At 65.6% G+C, this 15,940-nt stretch carries 14 protein-coding genes; 6 read left to right on the forward strand and 8 right to left on the reverse strand.

The genetic code is table 11. The features are described 5' to 3' along the window. Window positions 1-78: 78 nt before the first annotated feature. Entirely contained in the window at window positions 79-414 is a 336-nt protein-coding gene (locus HBE64_RS23950) for a hypothetical protein (RefSeq protein WP_167108157.1), read from the forward strand. Here HBE64_RS23950 and mmuM read toward each other — a convergent pair. Further along, the gene (gene mmuM / locus HBE64_RS23955) at window positions 402-1,304 is read right to left on the reverse strand and encodes a homocysteine S-methyltransferase (protein ID WP_243841441.1); all 903 of its coding nucleotides are present in this window, start codon (window positions 1,302-1,304) and stop codon (window positions 402-404) included. The genes HBE64_RS23950 and mmuM overlap by 13 nt on opposite strands. Window positions 1,305-1,348: 44 nt before the next feature. Between mmuM and HBE64_RS23960 the strand changes: the two genes are divergently transcribed. Both HBE64_RS23960 and HBE64_RS23965 read left to right on the forward strand, forming a co-directional pair. Further along, complete coding sequence (locus tag HBE64_RS23960; RefSeq protein WP_167108163.1) at window positions 1,349-2,230, forward strand: universal stress protein; 882 nt, start codon at window positions 1,349-1,351, stop codon at window positions 2,228-2,230. A gap of 113 nt (window positions 2,231-2,343) precedes the next feature. Next, window positions 2,344-3,255 carry a hypothetical protein gene (locus HBE64_RS23965; RefSeq protein ID WP_167108166.1) on the forward strand — a complete coding sequence of 304 codons (912 nt, stop codon included), beginning with the start codon at window positions 2,344-2,346 and terminating at the stop codon, window positions 3,253-3,255. Window positions 3,256-3,304: 49 nt separating this feature from the next. On the opposite strand, the gene HBE64_RS23970 is transcribed toward HBE64_RS23965, so the two are convergent. Beyond that, a complete protein-coding gene (locus HBE64_RS23970) occupies window positions 3,305-5,044 on the reverse strand; it encodes a hypothetical protein (RefSeq protein WP_167108169.1) in 1,740 nt (579 codons plus the stop codon). 593 nt (window positions 5,045-5,637) lie between these two features. Continuing rightward, on the reverse strand, window positions 5,638-7,011 hold the full coding sequence (locus HBE64_RS23975; protein WP_167108172.1) for an APC family permease: 1,374 nt from the start codon (window positions 7,009-7,011) through the stop codon (window positions 5,638-5,640). Between the two features lie 152 nt (window positions 7,012-7,163). Here HBE64_RS23975 and HBE64_RS23980 point away from each other — a divergent pair, with 152 nt between their 5' ends. Further along, complete coding sequence (locus HBE64_RS23980; protein WP_167108175.1) at window positions 7,164-8,027, forward strand: universal stress protein; 864 nt, start codon at window positions 7,164-7,166, stop codon at window positions 8,025-8,027. A gap of 32 nt (window positions 8,028-8,059) precedes the next feature. On the opposite strand, the gene HBE64_RS23985 is transcribed toward HBE64_RS23980, so the two are convergent. The 5 genes from HBE64_RS23985 to HBE64_RS24005 form a co-directional block, all read right to left on the reverse strand. Continuing rightward, on the reverse strand, window positions 8,060-10,177 hold the full coding sequence (locus HBE64_RS23985) for a GGDEF domain-containing protein (RefSeq protein ID WP_167108178.1): 2,118 nt from the start codon (window positions 10,175-10,177) through the stop codon (window positions 8,060-8,062). Window positions 10,178-10,267: 90 nt separating this feature from the next. After that, window positions 10,268-11,299 carry a fused (3R)-hydroxyacyl-ACP dehydratase subunits HadA/HadB gene (locus HBE64_RS23990; protein WP_167108181.1) on the reverse strand — a complete coding sequence of 344 codons (1,032 nt, stop codon included), beginning with the start codon at window positions 11,297-11,299 and terminating at the stop codon, window positions 10,268-10,270. 107 nt (window positions 11,300-11,406) lie between these two features. Then, window positions 11,407-12,072 (reverse strand): cyclase family protein, encoded by a 666-nt coding sequence (locus tag HBE64_RS23995; RefSeq protein WP_167108184.1) that lies wholly within the window; start codon window positions 12,070-12,072, stop codon window positions 11,407-11,409. Between the two features lie 68 nt (window positions 12,073-12,140). Next, on the reverse strand, window positions 12,141-13,382 hold the full coding sequence (locus HBE64_RS24000) for an acyl-CoA dehydrogenase family protein (protein ID WP_167108187.1): 1,242 nt from the start codon (window positions 13,380-13,382) through the stop codon (window positions 12,141-12,143). Window positions 13,383-13,413: 31 nt separating this feature from the next. After that, the gene (locus HBE64_RS24005) at window positions 13,414-14,049 is read right to left on the reverse strand and encodes a TetR/AcrR family transcriptional regulator (RefSeq protein ID WP_167108190.1); all 636 of its coding nucleotides are present in this window, start codon (window positions 14,047-14,049) and stop codon (window positions 13,414-13,416) included. 136 nt (window positions 14,050-14,185) lie between these two features. Here HBE64_RS24005 and HBE64_RS24010 point away from each other — a divergent pair, with 136 nt between their 5' ends. Next, on the forward strand, window positions 14,186-15,010 hold the full coding sequence (locus HBE64_RS24010; RefSeq protein WP_208300723.1) for an SDR family oxidoreductase: 825 nt from the start codon (window positions 14,186-14,188) through the stop codon (window positions 15,008-15,010). 9 nt (window positions 15,011-15,019) lie between these two features. Continuing rightward, window positions 15,020-15,940: a ferritin-like domain-containing protein gene (locus tag HBE64_RS24015; protein ID WP_167108196.1), complete on the forward strand. Its 921-nt coding sequence runs from the start codon at window positions 15,020-15,022 to the stop codon at window positions 15,938-15,940.

Here is a 15,940-nt window from a genome sequence, read left to right on the forward strand (position 1 = left end):
AGATAGACCTCATACCCACGGCGAAGTCATCGACCCATCGTTTGTAACGCGCGTCAATAAGCAAGCGATAATCGTGGCATGTCCAAGAAAACAGCAGCGATCCTGTTGAGCGTGGCTGCCCTGTCGGCAGTCCCCGCAGCGATCGCCCCCATTGCCCAGGCCGACGTATGCGGCGGGGTCAGTGGTCGGCACGTGGCCGTGGGTGGTTGCACCCCGGGTATCGCCGGTGACGCCGTCGACGCGGCGGTGGGTGTCGGAGTGGCTGATGCAGTCGCCGGCGACTGGGTCCGCTACGGCTTCCCGGAGACCTACGCGTACTCGCTGGTTCCGGCGTTCCCCGGTGAGGCGCCCTGTATCTCGCCGACTGGCCTGCCGTATTACACCCCTGGCGCGGAGCCCTGCTACGCCCCATAGCAGGTAATCGCCGCCATCGCGGCGATGGCGTCCGGCCGCACCCGGCAGCAGCCGCCGACGATCCGGGCTCCGGCGTCGACCCAATCGGTAGCTAGGTCGGTGTCCATCCCCGGGGTTCCGACCCACACGCGGTTCGGGCCGTCCCACACTTCCCCGCTGTTGGGGTAGACGATCACCGGCTTCCCGGTGACCCGGCGTGCGGTGGCGACGGCGCCCAGAACGTCGCCGGGCGCGCAGCAGTTGACGCCGACGGCGACGATCTCCGGCGCGTCGGCAGCGACGGCGAACGCCTCTTCCAGAGGTTGCCCGGCCCGGGTCCGGTCGCCGGCGATGGTGTAACTCAGCCAGGCCGGAATCCCGAACTCACCGACCAGCCCGACGAGGGCCTCGGCCTCGTCGCTGTCCGGGATCGTCTCGAGCGCTAGGACGTCAGGATCGGCGCTGGCCAGCACTTCCAGCCGCGGCAGGTGCCAGGCCGCCAACTCCGCAACGCTGAGGCCGTAGCGGCCGATGTACTCCTCGCCGTTGGCGAGCATCGCCCCGTAGGGCCCGACGGAGGCCGCCACCCAGGCGGGCTTGACCGCCGAGTCCCGGGCGGACTGGGCCAGCTCGATACTGCGGCGCATCAGCCGCTCGGCGTCGGCCCGGTCGATGCCCCGGCGGGCGAAGCCTTCGAACGAAGCCTGGTAGCTGGCGGTGGTCGCGAATTGCGCCCCGGCACTGAAGAACGCCTCGTGAACCGCGATGATCTCGTCGGGTGCTTCGGCGAGCAGACGCGCCGACCACAGGTCGTCGGACAGGTCATTGCCGCGAGCTTCTAGTTCGGTCGCCAGGCCGCCGTCGCCGATCAGCACGCTGTCGGTGGGCACCGCGAAACCTGAAGTAGTCACCGCCACACTGTAAGGGCGGTGGGGGACCCCCATAGGCTCCATGGATGACCGCCGCAGCCAGCACTCAGTCCGTTGTCGTGGGTATCGACGGATCGGACAGCGCCCTGGGCGCGGCCCGGTGGGTTGCGCAGTACGCCGCTGACCATGCGCTCCCTTTGACGCTGCTGCATGCGATTCCGCGGCTGGACTTTCACTTCGCAACCCAGGACGCGTCTACCGACGATGCGGGCGGCGCGTACGCGGACCGGGTGCTGGCCGCGGCGCAGAGTGCCGTACGCGCGACGCACCCGGACCTGCCGATTCACACCGCGAAGGTCAAGGGCGCGGTGGCGACGACGTTGGCGGAGGCGTCGGCGTCGGCGCGGCTGCTGGTGGTGGGCACCGGTGCTGCCGAGCATCGGGTGCTGGGCGGGCATGTGGTCCGGGTGACCCACCGGGCGCAGTGTCCCGTCGTGGTGTGGCGAGCGCCGGTGGCCAAGCGGACCGGCAAGCCGCTGCCCGTCGTCGTCGGCGTCGACGAATCCGAGGCGTCCAGTCGCGCACTCGCGGAAGCCTTCGACGTCGCACGCGCCTTGCATGCTCAGCTGACGGTCGTGCACATGTGGGAGATCGACGCAGCAGTCGGAATGGGTGACCTCGGCGGCCAGGGCAACATGGACTGGCAATTGCTCGACCTGTTGCAGACGCAACAGCGCCAGCGGATGGACGAGTTGGTCGAACCGTTCGCGCGGAAGTATCCGAATGCCCACGTCACCAAGGTTTTTCAGGATATCGGTCCGGCGAAAGGCCTGACCGATCTCTCGCGCGAGGCGCAGCTGGTGGTCGTCGGCAGCCATGGCCGCGGTCGGCTCGCTGACTCGATCCTCGGCTCGGTTAGCCAGAACCTGATCCATCACGCCGAGTGCCCGGTACTCGTGGTCCGGTGATCGCCCGCGGTTGGACAACGTCCATAGGGTTTCGTAACCTTTCCGAGACCTAAGCCACATGAGCCGGCAGTTCGACGTAGACAACGTCGACGGCAGTCAGAGGATGCACAGTCGTGGAGTTTCACCCGCGTTCAGCCGCGATCGCGATTCTTGCGGCGCTCAGCGTGGTGTCGGCAGGATCGGCGTACGCCGAACCGGCGGCTGATGAACTGGCCAAGCTCAACGAGCTGACCAAACAGGCCCAGCAGCTGATCGAGAACGTCCAGTCCGCCCAGCAGGACCTGGACCGCAAACTGCAACTGCAAACCGAGGCCGAGAGGCGGCACGCCGAGGATCTGGCTGCGCTCGACGCCACCAAAGCGCAGGTCGCCAGCTACCAGGGGTACGTCGACAAGGCCGCGGCCGCGATCTACGTGGGCGGGCGCACCGACAGTGTGAGCGCTTTCTTCGCCGCAGCCTCGCCCCAGACACTGATCGACCAGCTCGCCTTCCAGAAGGCGATGACCGACGAGATGTCCGGACAGCTGCGCGGCTTCCGGGAGGCCAACCGCCAGGCTGAGACGATCACCGCGGCTTCGGCTGAATCCGCGGCTCAGGCTAAGGCGGCTGCTGCTGCCGCCGCCGCCCTGCGGACCGAGCTGGAGAACAAGCAGTCAGAGCTGGACACCCAGTTGAGGTTGGTCCGGGCGACCTACTACGCGCTGCCCGAGGCGCAGCAGGCCTTGCTGGGTCCCGGCGGCGCGATTCCGACCGTCGGGATGAACGGCCTGGTTCCCAACGCCCGCACTCTGGCGGCGTACATCATCTCCACGTTCCCGGGTGTGCAGTCCATCGGCGGTGTGCGTGCGGATCCGCTGCCGGATCACCCGAGCGGCCACGCCATCGACATCATGATTGGCTCGGACATGGCACTCGGCGATGCCATCAACGCCGACGTGCAAAGTCAGGCCGAACGCTTCGGGGTGTCCTACACGATGTGGCGAGTGGCCAACCACTTCAACCACGTTCACGTCACGGTTCGCTGAGGGGCCGTCGGCGAAGACCCTTGCGGCCCTTTGCTTCCTGATCCGAATCTCAGCCGAGGTAGGAGATGGTCGGGAACGAGTAGCTCAGGGCACCGCTGGCCAGGTATCCCTGCGTCACCGGCAGGGGATCGGTCTGCGGCATGACCTCGCGGCTGGTCGCGCCAGGGATGTACGGGTTGAGATTGCGCATCCGAAGAACGTTGCCCCACAGGTAGTTTTGGATGCTGGTGTACTTCTGGTCGGTGGTCTGACCGTCAAGCCCCAAGTATGTGGTGAAGACGTCGAGAACCTGATCCGTCCAAGGCACCGTGGGGTTCGGGTCGTCCGGATGCGCGCCGGCCGCGGTCTCGATGTAGCCGCGGACCGCAGTGTCGAACGTCTGCTCATCGGTGGTGTAGAGGTTGATACCTCCGCCAGGGGACACGGCGAGGAAGCCCTTGGTGGCCGCGACGCCGATCTGCGCCTCCTTGAGGCCGTCCTGCGGGGTGGGTACGTAGCCGAGATCGAGTGCGGTCACCTGGGTGTAGGGATTGATCAGCACGATGGCCGACCACCGGTGATGCCCGTCGATGATGTAGGCGCCGTTGTCGGCGGTCACGATCGGATTGCCGAATGGCTGGATGACACCGCCGGTGAAATACGTGGTCAGTGAAGCCGGGTCCTGAAGCGGAAATTTCAGCGACTTCTTCAGGTCGATCTCGTTCTGAGTGGGGATCAAGTCGGCGACCTGCACTGTGATCGACTTGAGGCTCAGGCTGCTGTTGGGCAGGCCCCGATCGGCCCCGCCCGTGGTCAGCAGGGAGTAGAGCGCCGGGTTCTTGCAATTGGCGCTCGAGGTGTCGCTGCAGTCGCCCACCAGGGTGCCGTAGAGCTTGACGAAGCCTCCGGGGGTTTCGGTGTAGGCGGCCAGCAGAAGCTGCTGCAACTGTGCGGCGGCCGCCATGTCCGGCAGTACCACCTTGCCGCCCTCGATGTTCCCGATGTTGCCCGACGTCGCAAGCAGGCTGGTCGCGATTCCCGCCAATCCGCCGTTCCAGAACCAGTTTTGGACGTACTTGGTGATTTCCTGCTGGGTGGCGGTTTGCCCGAGGACCGAGTAGATCTCCTGGACCTTGACCTGGCGGTAGGCGTCGGAGGTCACGAACTGCAGCGCGGCCAAGCCGGTAGGCAATCCGGCCTGAAGCTCCTGCACGTACGCCGAGAGCGCTGTCGGGTCGGCAGCTTGGCCGAGAAGCGTGCGGTAGAGCAGGTTCACGTAGCTCGTGGCCGTCGGCACGGGTCCCAGCGGTCCGCCGTTGCTGGCGCTGGCCTCGTAGAACGCCTTGCTGCCGGCGATCGTCGCAGCGAACACCGACTCGGACATCCCCCACATCAACCGCGTTGTGTCCCAGGCGAGTTCCTGCTGGGTGGCGGGGCGCCCGAGCAGTTCGAGGTAGAAATTGTTCACCTCGGTCTGGCGGAATGCGGTGGAGCTGTACAGCCCGGCAACCACTCCGTTGACACCGGTCAGGTTGAACACGTCGAGGTAGTTCTGCAGCTCGGTGGCGGTCGGGTTCGTGCGCAGCACCTGGTTGAACAGTCCGGTCACCACTGCGGTCGGGTTCGTCACCGCGGCAGGTCCGGTCCCGCTGAACAGGTCCTCCAACGTGAGGTTGAGCAGGATCGGGAATGCTCCGAGGCTGGGCGCGGAGGTGGCCGGCGCGCCTGGCAGACCGAGGAAGGCCGACAACTGTCCCAGCGGGTTCGCCTGCAGGGCTGCTGTGGTGGTGGTGACGCTGGCCGTTGCCACCGCAGAATCCGGTGTACCGGTCGCCTGGACAGCCGCGGATGAGTCGACACGGGCCGTGCGCCCGTGAGAGGTGGCTGTGGTTACCGCAGACGGCGTGGTGGCTGCACTTCCACTGTCTGCCAGCAGTGTTGCGAGACGCGAGCTGGTACTCGCCGCAGCTGGAGAGACTCCCACGCCGGTCGAGTCCGACCTACCAGTGCGGCCCGCGGCCGAGGGGTGATGGGCCGCCGCCTGCGATGACGTCGTGGTGTGCGCATCTCTGGCCGACGACGCCGATGAGCCCGCTCCGTCGTCCGCGAGTGCGGTGGGGGCAGCTGCCAACGCGATCCCCATACCGGCTGCCGCCGTGCCGACCTGAAGCCAACGCACTACCGGCAGAGTGCGACGCCGACTGTGGCCCAGTGCAGAGTGACGAGACGGTGAAGTGCTGGTAGCCAAGACAATTCCCCCCATTGTTAGGGCGCCGTGTACCGGTCGCCACCCCAAACGCTCGAGCATTCAGAAGGCAAAATCCGAACACCGCGGATAAATTAACGCTCGGGAAGATTCGGCGCAATGGTTTCGGCCAGGTTTGGCCAAAGAAGCGTTAAGGGTCAGCCTTCCGGGTCACCCATATTGACGTTCAACGGGCGGCGGAAAAAGCGTGTCAGCCAAACCAGTACGACGATCCCGATGCCGAACCAGATGATCCCGTAGCGGGTGGACTCGGCCGAAAGATACAGCCACAGAACGATGGTGAGCAGCACGCCGATTGACGGCAGGATGATGTTCTTGAAGATTTCACGTCCGCCGTGGACTTCACGACGCCGGTAGGCGAAGTAGACGATCACCGTCAGGTTGACGAAGGTGAAGGCGATCAACGCACCGAAGTTGATCAGCGAAGCGACGAAGTCGAGGTTGAACGAGATCGCCAGCAGCGAGACCAGACCCACGAAGATGATTGCGTACGCGGGCGTTTGGAAGCTCGGGTGAAGGTAGCCAAAGAAGCGTCCGACGGGTCCGCGGCCGTTGCGGCCCATGACGTAGAGCAGTCGCGAGACTGACGCGTGGGAAGCCAGGCTCGATGCGACGGTAGCTGCGAACGCCGCCGATGTGAGCAAGATCTTGAACAGATGCCCACCGACATTGAACGCAATCTCAGGCAGTGCACTGTTCTGCAGCGATTCTTCGCTGAAATTGGACACATCGGGGAAAAGTGATTGGGTGAAGAACGCCGACACGAAGAAGATGGCGCCTCCGATCAGCAATGCCAGCAGGATCGCCTTCGGCACCAGTGATGCGTCTTTTGCCTCTTCGGTGTACATCGTGATCGCGTCGAATCCGATGAACGAGAAGGCGACAATTGTGGCGCCGGTGATCACCAAATTGAGGTGGACCCCCTCGTGCCACAGTGGCTGAGTCGAGAACACGGTTCCGTTGCCCATTCCGTCGATCAGCGACTTGGCGGCCAGCACGAGGAACACTCCGATGAGGACGACTTCGAAGACGACCAGCACCATGTTCACCCGTGATGTGTTGGTCATGCTGAACAAGCACATTCCGGTGATGACCGCGACGTAGACGACGACCCAGATCCAGGCCGGCGCGCCCGGGAAGAACGAGAAGAGGTAGCTGCGTATGATCAGCGCGTTGACCAACGGCAGCAGCAGATAGTCCAGCAGCGCAGCCCAACCGATCAGGAAGCCGACGTTGTGCCCGATGGTTTCCGAGGTGTAGGTGTAGGCCGACCCGGCCGACGGAAAGATCTGGGTCATCCGGCCGTAGCTGATCGCGGTGAACATCATGACCACCAACGCCAGTAGGTAGGCGGTCGGCACGACGTTGCCGGTTTCGGTCGAGACGATGCCGAAGGTGTCGAATACGACCGTCGGCGTCATGTAGCCCAGGCCGAGTCCGACGATCGCCCACAGCCCGAGCGTGCGGGCCAACTGGGTGGTGCCCTTCGCGCTAGAGGCAACCTGACTCATCTTCGCCCCACCATCGTCTCGTCGGAATCCGTCCTTTGTGGCCTATCACAACGGCCGCTCATCCGGTGGTCTTTGGCAGCCAGCCGTCACAGAGCAGGAACGTTTATATACTCGCCCACCACGGTCGATGACGCGTGTTAGCGTCACGAAGCATGCGGTACGTCGTCGGTTATGGCCCCCGCCAACGCGGCCTTGACGGGGTCAATCTCGCGGCAACCCTGGCGCGATCCTCAGGGGCGACGCTGGATCTGGTCTCGGTGCTGCCCAGTGATGCCCCGACCTTCCACCGGTACTCACCCGATCAGGCGTACAACGCCGAAGTCGAAGAGCAGGGCCGGGAATGGCTCGAGGACGGGCTGGCCCACGTGCCTGCCGATGTGCAGGCCGAGGGTCATCTACGGCGAGCCGACTCGATCACCGAGGGCCTGCTCGACGCGGCCACCGACCCGGATCAAGGTCAGGCCGGATTGATCGTCGTCGGCACCTACCATCGGGTGCGTAGCGGGCGCTTCGGACTCGGCAGCCTGGCCGACGCCCTGCTGCACGCCTCAGAGGTGCCGGTGGCCTTGGCTCCGGCGGAATATGATCCCCCGCATCGGATTACGCGGATCACCTGTGCCATCGGTATGCGGCCGGGCAACGAGAATCTGTTCGACAGTGCCGTCCGGCTTGCCGCCGAATGGCAGGTTCCGCTGCGGCTGATGTCACTGGTGGCCGTCGGTGAGGGAGGCAGCGAGGAACGCCGCCAGGAGTGGACCCAGCTCGCCGAGCAACACGCATCGGGTTTAGTGGACAAGGCCATCGCCGCGCTTCCAGCCGGAACGTCGGTGACAAGCGTTGTCGGCCATGGACATTCGCTTGAAGACGCAGTACTGGGACTGGACTTCGAGGACAGCGAGGTCGTCCTCATCGGCTCCAGTCGGTTGGCCCAGCCTAAGCGTCTCTTCCTCGGTCATTCGGCGAGCAAGATCATGCGCGCGCTGCCGGTGCCGATGATCGTATGGCCACGCGGCTGACGCCGTCCTCACCAGCGGCCGGCCTCGAGAGATCAGCTCCTGGAGCGGGATCGGCCGCGCCGCTGCCCGTACATGGCCTGGTCGGCGTGGTCGAGCACGGTGTCGATGGAAAGTCCATCGCCCGACCGGTGGGCGGCGAACCCGATCGTCAGGCCGACTGAGACCTGCGCACCGTCACCGAGGGTGACCGGTTTGCCGTCGAACTGATCGGTGATCCGAGCAGCCAGGCACGCCAACTCCGAGTCCTCGACCGCATCGGTGATCACGAGGAATTCGTCGCCACCCCAGCGGGCGATGAGGCCTTCGTCTCCGGCGGCGGCGACCAGACGGTTGGCGACCTCGACGAGCAGCTGATCGCCGGCGCGGTGGCCGCGCTGATCATTGACGGCTTTGAACCGCTCGATGTCACAGAACAGGACACCGTAACCGGCGCCACTGGATTCGAGCTGTTCCAGGCGACTCCAGCCGGCAGACCGGTTGGCGATCGCGGTGAGCGGGTCGGTGGCAGCCTGCCGGGCCAGATCGGCCTCACGGACGCGGTCGGCGGTTACATCGACGATCTGCGAGACGAAATAGCGGGGGCCGTCGCGCGGTGCGGTCACACTGACGACAGTCAGCGCTCCCCACACGATGCGTCCGTCAGCGGCGATGTAGCGCTTGTCGATCCGGTAGGACCGTCGCCGTCCCTCCAGACAATCGGTGAGCAGTGCCACGTCAGCTTCCAGGTCGTCGGGATGGGTGATCTCCTGGAAGGTCAGCTCGGCGAGTTCACGCTTGCTGTATCCGAGCATCGAACGCAACGCCCGGTTGGTGCGCAGGAATGTCCCGTCCAACCCGACGACTGCCATGCCGATCGGCGAATGCGCAAGGGCCAGCTCGAAACGCCTGTCTCGCAACGTGTCGACGGTCGCGGGAAGGCGATCAGTCGGTGCTGCGGTGACATCAGCCGCCGGAAAGCCATGAGCCAAAGGCCTTGGGCGGCTGAGGAAATAGCCTTGGGCAGCGCCGATTCCCACCGTGCCGACGCCATCGAGTTCGCCCTGGTTCTCGACGCCTTCGGCGATCACCGTCGCGCCGATCTGCGCGGCGAGCTCAGCGATGGCATACGCCAGTCGTCGCCGGGCATCGTCGATATCGATCTGGCGGGTGATCGACTGGTCGATCTTGACGAATTCGGGGCTGAGTTCGAGTACGTGGGAGAACGAGGAGAAACCGGCCCCGACATCGTCGACCGCTAGCCGGATGCCCCGCGCCCGGCACTTCGCCAGGGCATCGTCGAGAGCGCCGTAGTCCAGGACGGCGTCGTGCTCGGTCAGTTCCAGCACGATTCGTGATGCGTCCACGTCGGCGAGCAACTCCGTCCACGGCGCAACCAGCGCCGCTCCCGGCGAGATGTTCACCGCCACGAACACGTCTTCCGGCAGCTGCGGCAGCATGGCGAGGACGCGCGCCAGGATCGCCGTCTCCAACTCGACCCCCAAGCCCACCTGCGCCGCCTGCGCAATGAACGCGTCCGGCCGAAACGGTGGGTGCGGAAAACGCGCGAGCGCCTCCACGCCCACCACCGCGCCGGACGTCACGTCGTGAATCGCCTGGAATACGACTTCGAAGTCCCGCTGGGCCACCACATTTCGAACCACGGCCCGTTGGGTCGCGGTGGTATCCGCAGTGTTCTCGGGGAATTCGATCAGCGTTCCTATCAGGCCGGCGACCTGCCCGAGAATGCGCAGGTCGACATCGCCCCGATGCGGCTTGGCGTCCCGGCTGGCCGCACAGACCATCGCGATTGTCGCACCGTCGCGGTTGAGCACCGGCGCGACGGCGTAGGCGCCGAGACCGAGTTCGCGGGCCAGCGCAGGGGCGGCCTCTGGGTTGGCTGTCGTGTCCGGGACGAACGTGGGCAGGGTCCCGTCGATGACGTGCTCATAGCGGGAACCCGACAGCCGGGATCGGTCGCCGGAGGCAAGGCCGATCGCGTTGGCGTCACCGTCGAGCAGTTCGAACTCCAGCCTCTCGTCACGCAGGGAAGACAGCCAGACAGTGTCCAGGCCCAGCCGGCGTCGTAAGAGGCCGAGCAAGATGCGAACCAGCTCGACGGGAATTTCGAGCGCGGCTTCGGAGGGGAGTTCGTCGGCCCCCACGAAGCGCATAGGAGTAAGTAGACCGCACCGGGATGTGAACCTGCGGGAAATTAACGCGCCCGTCACCAATTAGTTAGCGTCCGCGCGGCGCGGACCCGATCAGCTGAAGCGGACGTGCTGTGTCGCCAGGCCGAAGATCTTGCGGCCGTCCGACTTTGCCGCGACAAGGATGACGCCGCTGCGGGTCTCTGGATCCAGTGACTTGACCTTGCCGCTGAATTCGATGTCGGCACCCTCTTTGGCCGAGACGATCGCGGGTTGGGACAGCCGCACCGAGTAGCGGGTCACCGCGCCGGGGTCGCCGGTCCAGGCGGAGGCGAAACCGGCGCCCAGCCCCATGGTGAGCATGCCGTGGGCGATCACGTCGGGCAGTCCGGCAAGCTTGGCGATGTCCTCGTCCCAGTGGATCGGGTTGGCGTCACCGGCGACGCCGGCGTAATTCACCAGATCCCCACGGGACAGCCGAGTGTGGTGCACCGGAATCTCGTCGCCTACCTTCAGCGAATCGAAGGACGGCGTTCCGGGTGTGCGGGTCAGGCCGCCGTCAGAGATCCGGATCTCTCCTGCGGGCCGCACCTCTTTCTCGTACGCGCCGTCCGATCCCGGAATGTCGAGGATGTTCATGTCGTGCATCATGGCCTTCTGCACGGCCGCCTTGACGCCGGCGTCAATGTCCTCGCCGGTGACTCCGACGACGGTGGTGTGCAGGGTGTGCACCCGCTCGCCGGCGACGTCGGTGAAGGTGTTGGTGACGGTGATGAAATCCCGCCCCGCAGTCCGGCGCACCTCGGTCAGTTCGACGTCGATGTGCAGCTCGTCGCCAGCGACGATCGGGCGGTGCTGCTCGAAGACCTCTTCGGTCTGCAGGTAGGTGTCGTAGCCGACGACGATCTCTTCGAACATGCGCCGATTGCATTGCATGCCCGGTGCCGAGGTGAACGTCAGCGGTGCGATGACGTCGGAATAGCCCAGTTGCGCGGCGGCCGCGACATCCCAGTGCGCGGGGTTGTAGTCCTGCACGGCGCGGGCGTATTCGCGCAGCTTCTCGCGGCCGACCAGATAGGTGCCGTCCATCTGGTAGTAATGGCCGACCCGGGATTCGAGCGCCGACGCTGCTGGTGCTTCGGTCATGGATGTCTCAACTCTTCCATCGGCCTGTTCGCGGAAGCCGATCAGAGAACCCTAACGCCCGGACAGGGCAACAAATGCAGGTAGTGCAACCAACGCTGATGTCAGCGTCATTCGGGGACGATCGCGTAGGCGCGGACGGGGAAGGTCCCAAAGCCCTCGATCCGCGGTGGTGCGGCCGAGAAGCGGGCGCCACGGGTGGGAAGCGCCCCAAGGTTGGTCAGATGCTCGACGACGTGGATACCGTGCGCCAGCAGAACCGTGTGTACGGGCCGGCGGCCGGCCGCCGACGGACTGATGTCGTCGATGTTCACCGAGTCGATTCCGACCAGAGCCACGCGGGCGTCGACGAGACGCCTCGCTGCGGCCTCGGTGAGGAATGGGGCGTCGATGCCATACGCCTCGGTGCCGAAGTGGCAGTCCCAGCCGGTGCTGATCAGCACTGCCGAACCGGGCTCGATCTCGCGTGGCAGGTCATCGACATCCACTGCGCGCGTGGTGATATCACGCCGACTGACGACGACGGCCGGGAGATCGACGAGGGTCGCCAGGTTGAGGGTGGCCAGATCGTCGCCGTCGCTGTAGCGGTGAAGCGGCGAATCCAGATACGTTCCCGTGTTGCCGATCATCGTGATGACGTCCATCGCGAACTCCGTACCGGGTGCGTAGACCTGGCGCGAGTCGTGCCGGGTCAGATACGGGGTGATCGACGGAGCCGGCAGTCCCGGGTAGGTCACCATCCCCGCACGGATCGTGTGCGACAGATCGACGATCATCACCTACCCCTTACGGCCAAACCCACCTGACCGCAGCGACAGTAAGGGCGATGATCGCCGGACGCGAATCAGCCCGTCACGTCCCGACCGATGAGCTGGCGCGCGATGATCCATTGCTGCACTTCGTTGGCACCCTCGAAGATCTCCAGGATCTTCGCGTCCCGGTACATCTCCTCGAGTCGTACCGACTCACCTGTCTCGCCGACCTGCTCGGCGAAGCCGAGCGCGCCGTGGATCTGGATGGCCTCGCGAACAAGGTCGTTGGCCAAGCGGGTGCTGTAGGCCTTGGCCATCGCGGCCTCGGGTTCGGCGCCGCGGTCACCACGGTCGATCAGGGTCGCCGCCTTCTGGTACAGGGTTCGCGCGCACTCGATCTCGGTGGCGCGCTGGGCCATCACGAACTGCCAGTGCTGCATCGCCCCGAGCGGAGCGCCGAACACCTGCCGGGTCCGCAGCCGGTGGACCGCCAGATCGAGTGCCGCCTGGGCGACCCCGACACCGGCGGCTCCGATGCCGATGCGGCCACGCACCAGTGCTGACAAGGCCACCGCCATTCCGCCCCCGACGGTTCCCAGCAGGTTGGCACGCGGCACGTGGACGTCGGCGAACACGATGTCGGCGGTGATCTGGCCGCGGTGGCCCATTTTGAGGTCCGGGGTGCCGATGCGCACTCCGGGCGACGACAGGTCGACCAGCAGCATGGACGCGCGGTCGCCGTCGGCCCCCGCCCGCACCAGAACCGAAACCCAGCCGGCCACAATGCTATTGGTGATCCACCGCTTGCGTCCGTTGAGGATGAACCCGTCGGTGGTCTCCTCGGCCACCGTCTGGAGTCGATCGGCGGTCAGATCCGAACTGGTCTCGGGTTCGGTGGTCGCAAACGAAAAGGCCACCCGTCCGCTGACCAGTTCCGGGATCAGCCGTGCGCGCAGCTCGTCGGTGGCGAACTGCAGGGTCTGCGGGACCAGCAGGCACTGGCCGTCGTAGACACCGGCCAGCGACGAGGAGTGGTAGGCGATCTCCTCGGCCACCGTGCACGTACCGAGCAGGGGGTGCTCGAGGCCCCGGCCGTAGTCCGGGCCGAACGGCACCCCGAACATGCCCTCGTCGGCCAAGCCGCGAAACGCCGCCCACGGGAAACTGTCGACGGACTCGGGGCGCCGGCCTATCTCACGGGCATGCGGGACGACCACCTTCTCCACCGCAGCGCGGGCTTCGGCGCGCAGGGCGACGATCTCGTCGGGCAGCCAGACGTCGTGGGTCATGTGGTCCTGGGTGCGCGGCACCGTCACCGCGGAAGTCGCCGTCATGGGTACACACAATAACAGTCAGTGCTGACCGTCAATCTGCGCTCTCGGGCATCAATGCCGCCCGGGCCAGCCGCTTCCACAGCGCCAGGTGTGGATCCACTTCGGGGTCGCGGCTATCGAGCGCATAGGTCAGCGCGACACCCCGCATGCTGGTGAACAGCAGCTCGCGAACGTCGTCGAACGCCGGGTGACTGCTGTGGACCGGTCCGAACATGGTGGCGATGACGTGCTCGATGGCGCGTCGCAGCCGGCGTTCGCCGTCGACCAGTTCGGTTCGTAGCTCGGCATTGGTGCGGGCTGCCACCCACAGCTCCATCGCCGCCCAGAAGTACGGCTGGCGGAACGTGGTCCACAACAATTCCACTGCGTAGTCCAGTCGCTGCGTCCCGCTCGCGGCGCCGGCCGGCCCGGTGTCGAAGCAGCGCTCCATCTCTTCGATGCGCACACTGGCCAGATGCTGGGCCGCGGCCACCAGCAGCGCGTCGCGCGACGGGAAGTAGTGCAACAGCCGTCCCCGGGATATGCCGGCGAGCTCTTGCACCGTCACCGTGGTGGCGCCGCTGTAGCCGTGGTCCACCAGCGTCTGGACCGCGGCCTGCAGGATCAGCGCCCGGCTGTCCGCGCGGCGGCTGTCGTGGGTTCGACGCTCAGCAGCGGGTTCGGTCATACCCGCAGGTTACCGATCACGGTCAGCGCTGACTGCTCTAATCATCACCAATCGCCAATGTGGACATTGACAAATGTCACCATTGGTGGTTGCGTCGACAGGGCGACAACGACAGGCCTGGGAGGTGCTCGCGGTGATGGGAATCTTCGGGCCACGGCGCAGCCGCGGCGCCAACGCCGTCGTCACGGGAGCGGGCAGCGGCATCGGCGCGGCTTTCGCCGCCGAACTGCACCGCCGTGGCGGACACGTCCTCTGCAGCGACATCGACGAGGGCGCCGCCCACACCACTGCCGAAGCCATCAACTCCGCGGGCGGGCGCGCCACTGCCGTGCGGTGCGACGTCTCCGACATCAGCGAGGTGGAACGGCTCGCCGAGACGGCCCAGACCTGGTTCGGCGGCCCGCCCAGCCTGATCATCAACAACGCTGGTGTCGGTGCTGGCGGTCAGGCGATCGGCGAAGTCCCACTGGAGGATTGGCACTGGGTACTCGACGTTAACTTGTGGGGTCCGATCCACGGGTGCCATGTCTTCACGCCTGTGCTGCGGGAAGCCGGGTACGGCGGGATCATCAACGTCGCGTCGGCGGCAGCCTTCGGCGCCGCCCCCGGGATGGCCGCCTACAACGTCAGCAAGGCCGGGGTCCTCTCACTGTCGGAAACGCTTGCCGCCGAAATGTCCGGCACGGCCATCGCCGTGACGGCTCTGTGCCCGACGTTCGTCAAGACCAACATCATCGAATCCGGCCGTATCACAGCACAATCCGGGCACCTGGCCGAACGGTTGATGCGATGGACAGGGTTCTCGCCGCAGCGGGTGGCGCGAATGTGCCTGGATACCAACGATCGTGGTGGCCTGTACTGCATGCCCCAACCGGATGCCCGCATCGGCTGGGGCATCAAACGCTTCACACCCACGGCGTACACCCGCGCCGTCGGGTTGACCAGTCGTGTCACCAACTAGGAGGATCACATGGCCATCGACATGGACGCGATGCTGGACAAGATCAAGGACCGCCAGTGGGCATTGGCCGACATCGACTGGGATGCACCGGGAGCCGACCGGATCACCGACGAACAGCGCCCCAAGCTCAAGGCGTTCATGGCCGATCTGTGCTGGATCGAGAACATCGGAGCGCGCGGGTTCGCCGCGCTGGCCAAGAAGGCGCCGACTCCGACGATCGCCGAGATCTACCGGTACTTCCACGCCGAGGAACAGCGGCACGCCAACGCCGAACTGGCACTGATGAAGCGGTGGGGCATGCTCGATGACGGCGAGATGCCAGAGCCCAACGTCAACATCCGCCTGTCGATCGAGTGGCTCGACCGCTACGCCGATGACATGTCCCTGTCGATCCTGGGAACGGTCATCCCGATGCTCGAGGTGGCACTCGACGGGGCGCTGCTGAAGTTCCTCCTCGAAGAAGTCCACGATCCGGTGTGCCACCAGGTCTTCGAGAAGATCAACAACGACGAATCCCGGCACATCGCCGTCGATTTCGAGGTGCTCGACATGATCGGGCACGCCCCGGCGCGCAAGCTGGCGATCGAGTTCGTCGGCAATGTCGCCTCGCCGAGTCTGATCATCGGCGCGATCATGTACGTGCCCCTGCTCAACCGGATTCGCAACAACATCGTGGGCATGGGGCTGGAACCCGAGAAGTTGTATACCGCGATGAGACGCTTCAAGACGCTCGGCGAGCGGAGCGAGAACACCTGGCGGGTACCGACCTACCAGATCCTCAAACTGCACTCTCGGATGGTCGTCAAACCCAACAATCCCTACCACTGGGTGGCCAACCCGATGGTGTGGGCCTCCGACCGTCTTCCCTCGGCCTTGCTGCCGGTGATCCCGTCGTGGTTCAAGGAACTCACTTACGAGCCGGCGGCCTGA

Source organism: Mycobacterium sp. DL592, assembly GCF_011694515.1.
Lineage (GTDB): Bacteria > Actinomycetota > Actinomycetes > Mycobacteriales > Mycobacteriaceae > Mycobacterium.

Coding starts and splice junctions, on each gene's coding strand:
- HBE64_RS24005 (WP_167108190.1), bottom strand. CDS start 14,049: ATGACCGAACCCGCTGCTGAGCGTCGAACCCACGACAGCCGCCGCGCG.
- HBE64_RS23975 (WP_167108172.1), bottom strand. CDS start 7,011: ATGAGTCAGGTTGCCTCTAGCGCGAAGGGCACCACCCAGTTGGCCCGC.
- HBE64_RS23985 (WP_167108178.1), bottom strand. CDS start 10,177: ATGCGCTTCGTGGGGGCCGACGAACTCCCCTCCGAAGCCGCGCTCGAA.
- HBE64_RS23995 (WP_167108184.1), bottom strand. CDS start 12,072: ATGATCGTCGATCTGTCGCACACGATCCGTGCGGGGATGGTGACCTAC.
- HBE64_RS24000 (WP_167108187.1), bottom strand. CDS start 13,382: ATGACGGCGACTTCCGCGGTGACGGTGCCGCGCACCCAGGACCACATG.
- HBE64_RS24015 (WP_167108196.1), top strand. CDS start 15,020: ATGGCCATCGACATGGACGCGATGCTGGACAAGATCAAGGACCGCCAG.
- HBE64_RS24010 (WP_208300723.1), top strand. CDS start 14,186: ATGGGAATCTTCGGGCCACGGCGCAGCCGCGGCGCCAACGCCGTCGTC.
- HBE64_RS23980 (WP_167108175.1), top strand. CDS start 7,164: ATGCGGTACGTCGTCGGTTATGGCCCCCGCCAACGCGGCCTTGACGGG.
- HBE64_RS23960 (WP_167108163.1), top strand. CDS start 1,349: ATGACCGCCGCAGCCAGCACTCAGTCCGTTGTCGTGGGTATCGACGGA.
- HBE64_RS23990 (WP_167108181.1), bottom strand. CDS start 11,299: ATGACCGAAGCACCAGCAGCGTCGGCGCTCGAATCCCGGGTCGGCCAT.
- HBE64_RS23950 (WP_167108157.1), top strand. CDS start 79: ATGTCCAAGAAAACAGCAGCGATCCTGTTGAGCGTGGCTGCCCTGTCG.